The organism is Pseudomonas sp. Root562, assembly GCF_001427125.1.
Taxonomy (GTDB): domain Bacteria; phylum Pseudomonadota; class Gammaproteobacteria; order Pseudomonadales; family Pseudomonadaceae; genus Aquipseudomonas.
The window spans coordinates 13,867-27,448 of the sequence record NZ_LMGK01000002.1 but is presented as its reverse complement, the minus strand read 5'-3'; the positions used below and the strand labels follow the sequence as shown (position 1 = coordinate 27,448).

Below are 13,582 nucleotides of genomic sequence, written 5' to 3'. Positions count from 1 at the left end.
TATGGAACGCATCGACCATTCACTGCCGTGGAGCCATTTGGGCAGCGAGCGCCAGATTTCGGTGTTCCGTTTCGGTAATGGCGAGCGCAAGGCCTATATCCAGGCCAGCCTCCACGCCGATGAACTGCCGGGGATGCGCACCGCCTGGGCGCTGAAACAGCGCCTGGCCGAACTCGAAGCCCAGGGCCTGTTGAACGGCGTGATCGAACTGGTGCCGGTGGCCAATCCACTGGGCCTCGGTCAGTTGCTGCAAGGCAATCATCAAGGACGTTTCGAAGCGGGCAGCGGCAAGAACTTCAATCGCGATTTCGTCGAGTTGAGCGCGCCTGTCGCCGCACAACTCGATGGCCATCTCGGTGATGATCCGCACGCCAACATCCGTTTGATCCGCCAGGCGATGGCTGATCATCTGGCCGCGCTGCCACCGGCCAGCAGCCAGTTGCAGGGCATGCAGCGCATCTTGCTCAGTCATGCGTGCACCGCGGATGTGGTGCTGGACCTGCATTGCGATACCGACGCGGCGTTGCACATGTACGCCTTGCCGCAGCATTGGCCGCAGTGGCGTTCGCTGGCTGCGCATTTGAACGTGCGGGTGGGGCTCCTGGCTGAAGATTCCGGTGGCAGCTCCTTCGACGAAGCCTGTTCGCTGCCGTGGCTGCGACTGTCGCGGTTGTTCCCGGATGCGCAGATTCCTCTGGCGTGCCTGGCGACTACCCTTGAACTGGGTGGTCAGGCGGATACCGGTCGCGTCGAAACCGAGGCGTACGCCGAAGGCATTCTGGCGTTCCTCGCCGAGCAAGGGCTGATCAGCGGCGACTGGCCGAAACCTGCGCAGGACGCATGCGAAGGCCTGCCGTTCGAAGGCACCGAATTGTTGTTCGCTCCGCACCCCGGTGTGGTGAGTTTTCTGCGTCAGCCCGGCGAATGGGTTGAGGCGGGTGATGAAATTTTTGAAGTGATCGATCCGCTGGCGGATCGGGTCAGCACGGTGTGTGCTGGTACGTCCGGGGTGCTGTTTGCCATTGAGCGGCTGCGTTATGCCCAACCCGGTTTCTGGCTGGCCAAGGTGGCGGGGCGCGAAGCGCTGCGTCACGGACGCTTGCTCAACGACTGACTGTTTTTGTGAGAACCGACCGCATGTACAAACTTGAAGTCCAAGACCTGCATAAACGCTATGGCAGTCACGAAGTGCTCAAGGGCGTGTCCCTGAAGGCGGCGGCTGGCGATGTGATCAGCATCATCGGCTCCAGTGGCTCCGGCAAAAGTACCTTCCTGCGTTGCATCAACCTGCTGGAGCAGCCGCACGCGGGCAAGATCCTGCTTAACAACGAAGAGTTGAAGCTGGTGGCGAACAAGGACGGCGCGTTGAAAGCCGCCGACCCGAAACAGCTGCAACGCATGCGTTCGCGCCTGTCGATGGTGTTCCAGCATTTCAACCTGTGGTCGCACATGACCGCACTGGAAAACATCATGGAAGCGCCGGTGCATGTACTCGGCGTGTCGAAAGCCGAGGCCCGGGAAAAAGCCGAGCATTACCTGAACAAGGTCGGCGTGGCCCATCGTAAAGACGCTTACCCGGGCCACATGTCCGGCGGTGAGCAACAGCGCGTGGCGATTGCCCGTGCGCTGGCGATGGAACCGGAAGTGATGCTGTTCGACGAGCCGACTTCGGCGCTCGACCCGGAACTGGTGGGCGATGTGTTGAAGGTCATGCAGGCCCTGGCCCAGGAAGGCCGGACCATGGTCGTGGTGACCCACGAAATGGGCTTTGCCCGTGAAGTGTCGAACCAGTTGGTGTTCCTGCACAAAGGTGTGGTTGAAGAAAGTGGCAACCCGCGCGAAGTGCTGGTGAACCCGCAATCCGAACGTCTGCAGCAGTTCCTGTCGGGCAGCCTGAAGTAATCGGGACTGCCGTTGTGCACCGCGATAGTGCATGCTTCGCGATCCAAGGCTGGCCTCGACTCAGTGGAAGCTGGCTTGCCAGCGATAGCGGTGAGTCAGTTTGCATCTCTGGCACAGACACACCGTCATCGCTGGCAAGCCAGCTCCCACAGTTTGATCTGTGTCGGTTTCGAGATTTGCGTTCATTTACGGGCTAGCATTGGCCCATGCCTTCATCACTGTTCTTCGTTTCGGATCGCCCACCATGACTGCCCATCGAATTGGTTTCCTGATTTGGCCCAGCACTAAAGCCCTGACGCTTGCGCTGGCTGAGGAGGCCTTGCGTGTTGCTCAGCGTGTGCATCCGGACGTCGTCTACGAGTTGTCGTTCCTGCAAGCCGAACCGCCGGCCGAAGGCCAATGGCAATTGCCCGGCGAAGCCTGGACCGGCAAGCTCGAAAACTTTCAGAAATTGTTCCTGCTCGCTGACGAGCCGCCGACTACCCTGGCGCCGGCGCTCAGCAGCGCGCTCAAGCAACTGGTGCGTGCCGGTTGCGTGATTGGCGGTCTCTCGGCCGGTGTTTATCCGTTGGCGCAACTGGGTTTGCTCGATGGTTACCGCGCCGCCGTGCACTGGCGCTGGCAAGACGATTTTGCCGAGCGTTTCCCGAAGGTCATCGCCACCAGTCATTTGTTTGACTGGGATCGCGATCGCCTGACCGCGTGTGGCGGCATGTCGGTGCTTGATCTGCTGCTGGCGGTGCTGGCCCGTGACCACGGTGCTGAACTGGCCGGTGCGGTGTCGGAAGAACTGGTGGTCGAACGCATTCGCGAGGGTGGAGAACGCCAGCGCATTCCGTTGCAAAACCGCCTCGGCTCCAGCCATCCGAAGCTCACCCAGGCGGTGTTGCTGATGGAAGCCAACATCGAAGAGCCGCTGACCACCGACGAAATCGCCCAGCACGTGTGCGTGTCCCGTCGGCAGTTGGAGCGGATTTTCAAGCAATACCTCAATCGCGTGCCGAGCCAGTACTACCTGGAGCTGCGCCTGAACAAGGCCCGGCAAATGTTGATGCAAACCAGCAAGTCGATCATCCAGATCGGCCTGTCGTGCGGCTTCTCCTCCGGCCCGCATTTCTCCAGCGCCTACCGCAACTTCTTCGGCGCCACGCCGCGGGAAGATCGCAACCAGCGGCGCAGCAGCAGCCCGTTCGAATTGTCATCGGTGCCTTCAGAGCGCGGGTGACACGTTCACATCGATGCCTGGGCGATTTGTCCGGGCGCGATCGCGCTGTTCACTCCTCGACCTCACTCTCGCCAGAAGAGGACGTCTCTATTTCGGCGCGGTCGACGACTCCATCAATGCCAAAAGACTCGCCGGTTCGTCGATAGTAAGCGATGAATCGTTGCAGGCTTTCTTCGGAGAAGGGGTTCCCGCCGAGCTTGATTTTCCTGGCGACCCCCACAGGCAGTTCGAGAATGTCGCTAGGGATCTCACTGATCGCGTTGTCAGTAAGGTTCGCCACTTGCAACGTTGTACGAGTCAGCAGGCCCGGCGGAATTTCGCTGATACCTGTGTCATACAGCATCAGGGTCTTCAGTCTCGGCATTTGACTGATGTCGGCAGGTAGGCCCAGTGGGTTGCCGCCCAGAACCAGATGTTCGATGTTCTCCATTCCCGCCAGTGCCGCCTGCGTTTGCGAGGTCAGCGTGATCAGGCAATCGGTCAGCACCAGTGTCTTCAGCTCGCTCATATTGAATACAGGGCTGGGAACCGTGCTCAGGGCAAAGTCGCTGATGGTCAGGTTCTGCAAATTGGGGAAGCAGCGTAAAAAGCCCTCGGGACGCGATGTCGCTTTGTTTTCGCCGTCCATTTGCAGGCGTGAGACGTGTTTGAATTGCGCGCTCAGTTGGGGCAGGTCGCCATTGATGACCTCGTCGGTGTACAGCTCATAGTGCGGTTCACCTGCCGCATTCACGCCTTCCATATCGGATTCACGACGCCAGCACTGCTCTACGGTTTCCTTGAACGCGTCGCGGGCCAAGTGTTCTTCTGTCAGCTGTGCGTTGGTAAAAGGCTGACCTGTTTGCGGATGCACGGCGGGCAGGTCTGAGGTCCATGCGGCCAGATCGTTGCGCAACGTGGTGTACTCGGTTTCCAGGCGCGTCAGTTCAGTGCGGCCGGCCTCCAGGTTGCCGGGTTGCAGGTAGATGAAATCGCTGGCTTCCTCCCTGTCCAGAAGTGGGTATAAAGCTTGGAGTCGATCGATATCAGCCGGGGCGGCCATGACACCGAAGTCCTGGAGGGTCCGTTGGAAATAGCTCTTGATCTGTTCGCGAATCGCCAATGTGAGTGGATTATTGCCAAAGTCCATGCCCTTGCTGATGCGCGAGGGGAGATTGAAAAAGGCCGGGTCAAGATCGGTTATCTGGTTGTCATTGAGGATTGCAGTACGCAGTGACTGATGCCCCAGCAGACCTTCCGGAACGTTGCTGATGCCTGTATTGGAAAGATCGATGTAGTTGAGTTCAGACATCCCCTGCAATCGGGGGGCAAGACCCAGAGGGTTGCCGTAGAGATCCAGTGTCACCAGGTTGCTGAGGGAAGAAAGTGTCGCTTGTGTATCCGGCGTCAGTACGATGCCGCAGTCGCTCAGCAGTAGTTGATTGAGCCTGGGCATGCTGGACAGCGCTGGCGGGAGTTCGCCCAGGGCAACGTTTCTGAGTTCGAGGCGGGCAAGCCCGGTGAAGTGTTGGAGGAAACCCATGATGCCTTGCGGCGCGACGCTGTTGGTCATCGATAGCGTTGAAATGCGGCTGAAATCTGCGCTGATGGTCGGCAGTTCTCCCACGATCGGCTTGACGAAACTCAACAGATATTCGACGTCGGCAGGGTCGTCGGTAATGCTGGCAGTGATCTGCCGTCGCCAGCCTCTCTGAAGCTCATACCTGAACGCGGCACGGTTCTCCCGGTTTTCCGCCAGCTGCGCGGCGCTCAACCTGTTACCGGTTTGAGGGTCGAGGTGGGGCGCCTGATTGACCCAGTCCTGCAAATCATTGTTCAGTTGCCCGTACTCACCTTGCAGGTGGGCGAGTTCCGCATGAGCACCGGCGGGGCGGGTGTGCAGGTAATCGATGACTTCCAGCACTTCTTGCGGGTTGAGTGCCGGCCAGAGTTGGCGAACCCTGCGTACCAGATCCGGCTGGCCCGACGGGAGTTGATCGTAGCCGTCGGCGCCTCCAAGCAGGCGCATGGTCGCCGGGTCATAGGCCGGTTTGAATATTGGATTGTCCTCCAGAATGTTGCGTAATTCGCCGCGCTCCAGCGAATGTTCGCGCAGCGCGTGTTCAAGTTTTTCGCCTTGATGGATGTTGATCTTCAGTGCGTTGCGCTCCGCGTCGGGCAGGGCATGAAGAATGGCCCGACTCAGTTCTGTTGCGCCGCTCAGGCTCAAGCCCTCGTCGTCGTAGGCTTCGTATCGACCATCTTCGCGCCGTACCAGCACTTTGCGGATGGCGGCGTCCTGTTTGCCAATGCGGGTGCGGGTGCGGCCGTTATAGGCGTAGTCCTGAATGTCTATACGGATTTCGGATGTCCAGCCTGGCAGGCGCTCAAGTGAATGGAGGCGCAGCAGATCGGTGTCAGGATTATCAAGCGATGGCAGATCAAGTCCTTCGTAGGCTCGCGTCAGCCGTACTTCTTGCATCGCCCAGCGGGCAAGGTCCTTGAGGCGTTTGGGCACTTCGCCGGTTTGCAGCAGTTGCAGTTCGGGGCTCGTGGCGCTATCGATCAATTCGCTCGCCACGCTCAGCGGCAGCCCCGTGGTGGTGTCGATCAGTTTTTGAATCAAGGCATTCTGGGGGCGTTCAAGAGCGCGGTATCGACTGTCGAACAGTGATGCTCGTTGTCGGGCGGCGGTCTGGGCGAGTTTCTGTCTCAATGAAGTGGCGCGTGCGTCAAGCGAGAGAGAGGGCGCATTTCGATGTTCTTCCAGAAGGGTTTTTTGCTCGCTTTCATTCAGCTGGGCAAGCACGCTTTTGAGCACGTCACCCTCGATCAAGCGACCCTCCTGGACCTCAATGCCTGAGTGTGCCGCCGTTGTGGTTTCCCAGACGATGTTGCCCCGGGCATCAAGCAGGCTGATGCCTATGCTGTCGGGCCACAGGAAATGCTCGGTGAGCAATTGCAGTTGGGTTTGGGAATCAGCCTTTGAATACTGTTCGTGACGCCCGCTGTTGAGGCGGTCGATAAACGTTTGCAGGTCTTTATCGAGGTTGAGGCGCTTGAGGGTATCGGCCAGTAAGGACGGAATGGGTTCGTGCTCGACATGCATTCTGCGCAGGGTGTTCTCATGTAAACCGCTGGCCTTGAGTGCGCGTTCGCGTTCGGCGGGAGACAGCTTTTCGCTCAGGTGACCCAAGCGCTGCAATAGGGTGTTTTTGTCCCACTCCAGTGGTCGGTCGAGTTCTGTCTGCCAGGCGCCGCTGCCGTTGTGCTTGAGCGCGGGGCTGTAGGCATCGGGGCGGCTGGGATGCTCGATACGGTAGTCGCCGGTTGGCTCCTGTCTGACGGCGAAGCGTTTGCCCTCGATGCGGGCGATGGTTTTGCCGTTGTGTTGATGCAGGCCTGACGTGTCGGGAACCGATTGCCGGGGCAGCGGCGCGGCCTGTTCATAAGGGCTCAGGTCGGGTTTCCAGTAAAGGGTCTTTCCATTGGCTGCCTGCACCGGTTTGAACCGGTCAATGAAGGCGATGACCTCTGCGGGCAGTGCCTTGCGAAACTCGCCTGCGGCAACGACCCCACCTGCGGCGAAGGCCCCCAACTGGATCAATGTCTCAACCACTGTCATCAGGTGCTCGAAGGCTTCGGTGGTCTGCCCTTGCGCCCAGTCGATAATCCCTTCAAAGGCATCGTTGACCAATTGATAAGCCATGTAAGCCAGCATCAATTCGCCCACAAACGGCACAAAAGGCAGGGCGACGAAAGCGGCGAGCTGCACAATGGCGGACAGCACGCCGGTAAAGGAGTCCCAGAGTGCCCAGCGAGCCTTTTGGTCCGCCATTGCGGTAGACACCGCGATGACCCGGGCGTCGTTGAGAATTTTGTTCAACTGCGCGCGGTAGAGATGGGGCCATGGGCCGCGATGGATCGGCGTGACAGAAAATTGCAGATTGGGCCGCTCTGTCGGCGTTTCACGCCATGATGGCAGCGCTTCACCGTAGTGGCGTTGATGCCAGGTGACATGGCTCAGGCGATCGGCCAGGTTGCCAAAGAAATGCCCGCGGTCTTCGTGAGCGACAAAACGACTGAAAAATTGTTGGTAATCCGGGGTGCGCAGTTGGCGAGTGAGGGTTTGCATCAGCTCGGCCGTCGAGGTGTACTCCTTGATCGGGTGCTCCGGGTCATCGGGGATGTAGGCCACGACCCGTGCGACATTGCGTGCGCGTTCAAGGTTAGGTGCAAACACGACGATGCCGGTCAGCCTGGCGGACATGATCGTCAAGTCGTGGCACAGCAGGGGCTCGTTTCCAAGTTTGATACCTTGCTTGCCTTCAGCCAGCGCCTGGATCAGTTGAAAGAAGTCGTCCTGAATGTCGCCGTTCATGCGAGCCAGATGCAGCGCGGCCTTCAATGCGGCTTTCTGGCTGGCCTCGACCCTGGAGCGCAGCACAGTCGCCGCCAGCGGGTTGGAAATCCCGAGATTATCCTCCAGGTAGGTGCGGTATTGGCCGCCGATGTCCAGTTCACGACATAACCGGGTAAAGGCCTGCACCGTGATCGTCTGCTTGAGCGCGGGCAAGGTATCGAACTGCCCGGTCGAGGACGGCTCAGTGATGAACGTCGAGTCGGGCTCGTAGGCATCCTTGTGGGTTTCCTGTTTTTCAAAGTTATGCAGTGCCGCATTCAACAGCGACACGGTCCAGGTGCGAGCGGCGCCTGACTTGATCGGAAACCAGGGAATGGTCGCGGGAATGTACAGCCGCAAGAACGTGCCTTTGACGTCCACGTCCAGGCCGAATCGCGCTTTCAGAGCGTTTTTGAGCAGTGGTTCAGCAAAAGCGTAGGCGTCCTGCAGGTTTTCCAGTGTGCGGTCGACTCTGTTTTGTGCGGTCCAGTGCGCGGCATTCAGCCGTCCGAGTTCAGCGTGTTGCGCAGCCGGCGCCGCGCGCAAACCACTCGTCAGTATCGGGCGTGCGCTCTTCAGCGCCAGGCGTCTGGCCGATGATGCGTTCCCGAGCCAGTGGGGAATCGTATGGGTGAGAGGCGGGTAGTGAGTGTCGGTGTGGGCGATATACGTTGCGTCAGCAGAGGCTGTCCGCGTTTGCTCGTCGGGTAATTGCATCTTGCAGGTCCATTAGCGCTCAAAGAGCGTCAAGGGAAACAGGCTGCATCGTTTCCGGTGCGGTACATATTTATTGCGCAGGCATTCATCTCTCGCCAAGCCTGCCGCAAATCGGCGCCAGCAGTTTAAACTGCGCCTTTGCGACCCTATATGTCGCATTGCCGTAAACCCGGGAAAATCCGGGGTTTGCGCTATAAGAAGTTGTCGCTTGGCGGCAAGGCCGGGCTGAAAACTGTCCTTACAATCCTCACCAAGCTCGCCAGTTTCAGGCGAGTGTTTTCTCTTCAGGAGACTCCGATGTCCGTTGAGCACGCTGCGGTACAACGCGCCGATTTCGATCAGGTAATGGTTCCCAACTATGCGCCTGCCGCATTCATTCCTGTGCGTGGTGCCGGTTCCCGCGTTTGGGACCAGTCCGGTCGCGAGCTGATCGACTTCGCCGGCGGGATTGCCGTGAACGTATTGGGCCATGCGCACCCGGCGCTGGTCGGTGCCTTGACCGAGCAGGCGAACAAGCTGTGGCACGTGTCCAACGTGTTCACCAATGAGCCGGCCCTGCGCCTGGCCCATAAGTTGGTCAACGCCACATTTGCCGAGCGTGCTTTCTTCTGCAACTCCGGCGCCGAAGCCAACGAGGCCGCCTTCAAGCTGGCCCGTCGTGTCGGTTTCGACCGTTTCGGCAGCGAGAAGTACGAAATCATCGCCGCGCTCAACAGCTTCCACGGCCGTACCCTGTTCACCGTTAACGTCGGTGGCCAGTCGAAGTACTCCGACGGTTTCGGTCCGAAAATCACCGGTATCACCCATGTGCCGTACAACGATTTGGCCGCGCTGAAAGCCGCCATTTCCGACAAGACTTGCGCTGTGGTGCTGGAGCCGATCCAGGGCGAAAGCGGTGTGATCCCGGCCGAACTCGAATACCTGCAAGGTGCCCGCGACCTCTGCACCGCGCATAACGCACTGCTGATCTTTGACGAAGTGCAAACCGGCATGGGCCGTACTGGCCACCTGTTCGCCTACCAGCATTACGGCGTGATTCCGGACATCCTCACCAGCGCCAAGAGCCTGGGCGGCGGGTTCCCGATCGCGGCCATGCTGACCACCGAAGACCTGGCCAAACACTTGGTTGTCGGCACCCACGGCACCACTTACGGCGGTAACCCGCTGGCTTGCGCTGTCGCGGAAGCGGTGATCGACGTGATCAACACCCCGCAAGTGCTGGCCGGCGTCAAGGCCAAGCACGACAAGTTCAAGGCACGCCTTGAACAGATCGGCGAAAAGTACGGCCTGTTCACCAAGGTCCGCGGCATGGGCCTGTTGATCGGTTGCGTGCTGAGCGATGCCTGGAAAGGCAAGGCCAAGGACATTTTCAACGCCGCTGAACAAGAAGGCCTGATGGTCCTGCAAGCCGGCCCGGACGTGGTGCGTTTCGCCCCGAGCCTGGTGGTCGAAGACGCCGATATCGATGCCGGCCTGGACCGCTTCGAACGTGCCGCTGCAAAACTGACGCAAGCCTGATAGACCCTTCGACGCCTGACGATTCAGGCGTCGACCCCGATTCTGATGCCGGACCCGCTCTTCTGTAGGAGCAAAGCTTGCTCGCGATGGCGTGTCAGTGAACACCCATGTGGCTGACACACCATCGCGAGCAAGCTTTGCTCCTACAAGGGCCCGGTTTATTTCCCTCAAGAGTTTTAATAAAAAGGAGTGACACCATGCTGGTGATGCGCCCCGCGCAAATGGCTGATCTGGGCGAGGTACAGCGTCTGGCTGCGGACAGCCCGATTGGTGTCACTTCCTTGCCGGATGACGTTGAACGCCTGAGCGACAAGATCGCCGCGAGCGAAGCCTCGTTCGCTGCCGAAGTGAGCTTCAACGGTGAAGAAAGCTATTTCTTCGTTCTCGAAGACAGTGCCACCGCAAAACTGGTCGGCTGCTCGGCCATCGTGGCTTCGGCCGGTTATTCCGAGCCGTTCTACAGCTTCCGCAACGAAACGTTCGTACACGCCTCTCGCGAGCTGAAGATCCACAACAAGATCCATGTGCTCTCGCAGTGCCACGACCTGACCGGCAACAGCTTGCTGACCAGTTTCTACGTGCAGCGTGAACTGGTGGGTTCGCCTTGGGCCGAGCTCAATTCCCGTGGCCGCTTGCTGTTTGTCGCCAGTCACCCGGAGCGTTTTGCCGATTCAGTGGTAACCGAAATCGTCGGTTACAGCGATGAAAACGGCGACTCGCCATTCTGGGACGCCATCGGTCGCAACTTCTTCGACCTCAACTACGCTGAGGCCGAGCGCTTGTGCGGCTTGAAGAGCCGTACGTTCCTCGCCGAACTGATGCCGCATTACCCGATCTATGTGCCGCTGCTGCCGGACTCCGCGCAAGAAGCGATGGGCCAGGTGCACCCACGGGCGCAGATCACCTTCGACATCCTGATGCGCGAAGGCTTCGAGACCGATCACTACATCGACATTTTCGACGGCGGCCCGACCCTGCATGCCCGCGTCTCGGGGATCCGTTCGATCGCCCAGAGCCGCGTCGTGCCGGTGAAAATCGGCGAGCCGGTCAAAGGTGTCGGTCGTCAGTACCTGGTGGCCAATGCCCAGTTGCAGGATTACCGCGCCGTGATGCTCGAGCTCGACTACGCGCCGGGCAAACCCGTGACCCTGGATCTGGAAGCGGCCGAAGCCCTGGGCGTCGGCGAAGGTGCGAGCGTGCGCCTGGTGGCGGTTTAACGCCTGCCTGGCCTGAATGCTTGCAAGAAAAGCAGCGAAGTTTCACGGGTGGCGCAAGCGGCCCGTTTGAGGAGATAGCATGATCGTTCGTCCCGTACGCAGCAGCGATTTACCCGCTCTGATCGACCTGGCCCGCAGCACTGGCACCGGCCTGACCACTTTGCCGGCCAACGAAGAACGTCTGGCCCATCGTGTCGGCTGGGCCGAAAAGACGTTCCGCGGCGAAGCAGGGCGGGGCGATGCGGACTACCTGTTCGTGCTCGAAGACGACGACGGCCGCGTGGTGGGTATTTCCGCCATCGCCGGTGCCGTCGGTCTGCGCGAGCCGTGGTACAACTTCCGCGTCGGTCTGACGGTGAGCGCCTCGCAAGAGCTGAACATCTATCGTGAGATCCCGACGTTGTTCCTGGCCAACGACCTGACGGGTAACTCCGAGCTGTGCTCGCTGTTCCTGCACGCCGATTACCGCAGTGGCCTCAACGGTCGCATGCTGTCCAAGGCGCGGATGCTGTTCATCGCCGAATTCCCGCAACTGTTCGGCAACAAGATCATCGCCGAGATGCGTGGCGTTTCCGATGAAGCCGGGCGTTCGCCGTTCTGGGAAAGCCTGGGTCGACACTTCTTCAAGATGGAGTTCAGCCAGGCGGACTACCTGACCGGCGTTGGCAACAAAGCGTTCATCGCCGAACTGATGCCGAAATTCCCGCTGTACACCTGCTTCCTGTCGCCGGATGCGCGCAACGTGATCGGTCAGGTTCACCCCGACACCGAGCCTGCATTGTCGATGCTCAAGAGCGAAGGTTTCAGCTACCAGGGCTACGTCGACATCTTCGACGCCGGCCCGGCCATCGAATGCGAAACCGGAAAGATCCGCGCCGTGCGCGACAGCCAGGCGCTGGTGCTGGCCATCGGCACGCCGGGTGACGACGCCACGCCGTTCATCATTCACAACCGCAAACGCGAAGACTGTCGGATCACGGCCGCGCCGGCACGTCTGGCCGCCGGTACGCTGGTGGTCGATCCGCAGACCGCCAAACGTCTTCAACTCAACGCCGGCGATCAAGTGCGCGCCGTGGCGTTGTCCGCTGCCCGGGAGTCGAAATAATGAAGTCGCTATACATCGCAGGTGAATGGCTGGCAGGCCAGGGGGAAACCTTTGAGTCGCTCAACCCGGTGACCCAGCAAGTGCTGTGGTCGGGCAGCAGCGCCACCGTTGATCAAGTGGAATCGGCCGTGCAAGCCGCACGTCAGGCGTTCCCGGATTGGGCGCGTCGCACGTTGCAGGAACGTATCTCGGTGCTGGAAGCCTTCGCCGCTGCGTTGAAAAACAACGCCGACGAACTCGCGCGCACCATCGGTGAAGAAACCGGCAAACCGCTGTGGGAAGCCGCGACCGAAGTCACCAGCATGGTCAACAAGATCGCGATCTCGGTGCAGAGCTATCGCGAGCGCACTGGCGAAAAGAGCGGCCCGCTGGGCGATGCCACCGCTGTACTGCGTCACAAGCCACACGGCGTGGTGGCGGTGTTCGGTCCTTACAACTTCCCTGGGCACTTGCCCAATGGTCACATCGTGCCGGCGCTGCTGGCCGGTAACACAGTGCTGTTCAAGCCAAGTGAACTGACTCCGAAAGTCGCCGAACTGACGGTCAAATGCTGGATCGAGGCCGGTTTGCCGGCCGGCGTGTTGAACCTGCTGCAAGGCGCACGCGAAACCGGTATCGCCCTGGCGGCGAACCCGGGCATCGACGGGCTGTTCTTCACCGGTTCCAGCCGCACCGGCAATCACCTGCATCAGCAATTCGCCGGTCGTCCGGACAAGATTCTTGCGCTGGAAATGGGCGGCAACAACCCGCTGGTGGTTGATCAGGTCGCCGACCTCGATGCTGCGGTGTACACCATCATTCAATCGGCGTTCATTTCCGCCGGCCAGCGCTGCACTTGTGCCCGTCGCTTGCTGGTGCCGCAAGGCGCGTGGGGCGACTCGTTGCTGGCGCGCCTGGTGGCCGTCAGTTCGACGATTGAAGTCGGCGCATTCGATCAGCAACCGGCGCCATTCATGGGCTCGGTGGTTTCCCTCGCTGCCGCGAAAGCGTTGATGGATGCACAAGAACATCTGCTGGCCAATGGCGCCGTGGCACTGTTGGAAATGACTCAGCCACAGGCGCAGTCGGCGTTGTTGACCCCCGGCATCCTCGATGTGAGCGCTGTGGCCGATCGTCCTGACGAAGAGCTGTTTGGCCCGTTGCTGCAAGTGATCCGCTACGCTGATTTTGAAGCGGCGATCGCTGAAGCCAACGACACCGCCTACGGTCTGGCCGCCGGCCTGTTGTCGGACTCCGAAGCGCGTTACCAGCAGTTCTGGCTGGAAAGCCGCGCCGGTATCGTCAACTGGAACAAGCAACTGACCGGCGCCGCGAGCAGCGCGCCATTCGGCGGCGTCGGCGCCTCGGGCAACCACCGCGCCAGCGCCTATTACGCGGCGGATTACTGCGCGTACCCGGTGGCCTCGCTGGAAACCCCGAGCCTGGTGTTGCCTGCCGCTCTCACGCCTGGCGTGAAGATGGTGTAACGCCCAATCGCGGGCAAGCCCGCTCCCACAAGTTCGGTGGCGTTCACACAT

At 60.2% G+C, this 13,582-nt stretch carries 8 protein-coding genes; 7 read left to right on the top strand and 1 reads right to left on the bottom strand.

Features of this window, described 5'->3' with window-relative positions; genetic code table 11:
* Position 1: 1 nt before the first annotated feature.
* From ASD60_RS02960 to argR, 3 genes are all read left to right on the top strand, one after another.
* The gene (locus ASD60_RS02960) at positions 2-1,114 is read left to right on the top strand and encodes a M14 family metallopeptidase (RefSeq protein ID WP_056852562.1); all 1,113 of its coding nucleotides are present in this window, start codon (positions 2-4) and stop codon (positions 1,112-1,114) included.
* Between the two features lie 23 nt (positions 1,115-1,137).
* Positions 1,138-1,902, top strand: coding sequence for an ABC transporter ATP-binding protein (locus tag ASD60_RS02955; protein ID WP_007971015.1), 765 nt, complete (start codon positions 1,138-1,140; stop codon positions 1,900-1,902).
* 244 nt (positions 1,903-2,146) lie between these two features.
* The gene (argR, locus tag ASD60_RS02950; protein ID WP_056852561.1) at positions 2,147-3,127 is read left to right on the top strand and encodes a transcriptional regulator ArgR; all 981 of its coding nucleotides are present in this window, start codon (positions 2,147-2,149) and stop codon (positions 3,125-3,127) included.
* A 49-nt stretch (positions 3,128-3,176) separates the two neighbouring features.
* Here argR and ASD60_RS02945 read toward each other — a convergent pair whose 3' ends face one another.
* On the bottom strand, positions 3,177-8,225 hold the full coding sequence (locus ASD60_RS02945) for a dermonecrotic toxin domain-containing protein (RefSeq protein ID WP_056852560.1): 5,049 nt from the start codon (positions 8,223-8,225) through the stop codon (positions 3,177-3,179).
* A 297-nt stretch (positions 8,226-8,522) separates the two neighbouring features.
* On the opposite strand from ASD60_RS02945, the gene ASD60_RS02940 reads away from it, so the two are divergent.
* The 4 genes from ASD60_RS02940 (at position 8,523) to astD (ending at position 13,531) form a co-directional block, all read left to right on the top strand.
* The gene (locus ASD60_RS02940) at positions 8,523-9,743 is read left to right on the top strand and encodes an aspartate aminotransferase family protein (protein WP_056852559.1); all 1,221 of its coding nucleotides are present in this window, start codon (positions 8,523-8,525) and stop codon (positions 9,741-9,743) included.
* 197 nt (positions 9,744-9,940) lie between these two features.
* The gene (gene aruF / locus ASD60_RS02935; protein WP_056852558.1) at positions 9,941-10,960 is read left to right on the top strand and encodes an arginine/ornithine succinyltransferase subunit alpha; all 1,020 of its coding nucleotides are present in this window, start codon (positions 9,941-9,943) and stop codon (positions 10,958-10,960) included.
* Between the two features lie 79 nt (positions 10,961-11,039).
* The gene (gene astA, locus ASD60_RS02930) at positions 11,040-12,065 is read left to right on the top strand and encodes an arginine N-succinyltransferase (protein ID WP_056852557.1); all 1,026 of its coding nucleotides are present in this window, start codon (positions 11,040-11,042) and stop codon (positions 12,063-12,065) included.
* Positions 12,062-13,531, top strand: coding sequence for a succinylglutamate-semialdehyde dehydrogenase (gene astD / locus ASD60_RS02925; protein ID WP_177336552.1), 1,470 nt, complete (start codon positions 12,062-12,064; stop codon positions 13,529-13,531). Before astA ends, astD begins: the two co-directional genes overlap by 4 nt.
* Positions 13,532-13,582: the final 51 nt, after the last annotated feature.

Bases quoted from the DNA above. Each gene is read 5' to 3' on its own strand.
- ASD60_RS02960 (WP_056852562.1), top strand. From the start codon at position 2: ATGGAACGCATCGACCATTCACTGCCGTGGAGCCATTTGGGCAGCGAG.
- ASD60_RS02955 (WP_007971015.1), top strand. From the start codon at position 1,138: ATGTACAAACTTGAAGTCCAAGACCTGCATAAACGCTATGGCAGTCAC.
- argR (WP_056852561.1), top strand. From the start codon at position 2,147: ATGACTGCCCATCGAATTGGTTTCCTGATTTGGCCCAGCACTAAAGCC.
- ASD60_RS02945 (WP_056852560.1), bottom strand. From the start codon at position 8,225: ATGCAATTACCCGACGAGCAAACGCGGACAGCCTCTGCTGACGCAACG.
- ASD60_RS02940 (WP_056852559.1), top strand. From the start codon at position 8,523: ATGTCCGTTGAGCACGCTGCGGTACAACGCGCCGATTTCGATCAGGTA.
- aruF (WP_056852558.1), top strand. From the start codon at position 9,941: ATGCTGGTGATGCGCCCCGCGCAAATGGCTGATCTGGGCGAGGTACAG.
- astA (WP_056852557.1), top strand. From the start codon at position 11,040: ATGATCGTTCGTCCCGTACGCAGCAGCGATTTACCCGCTCTGATCGAC.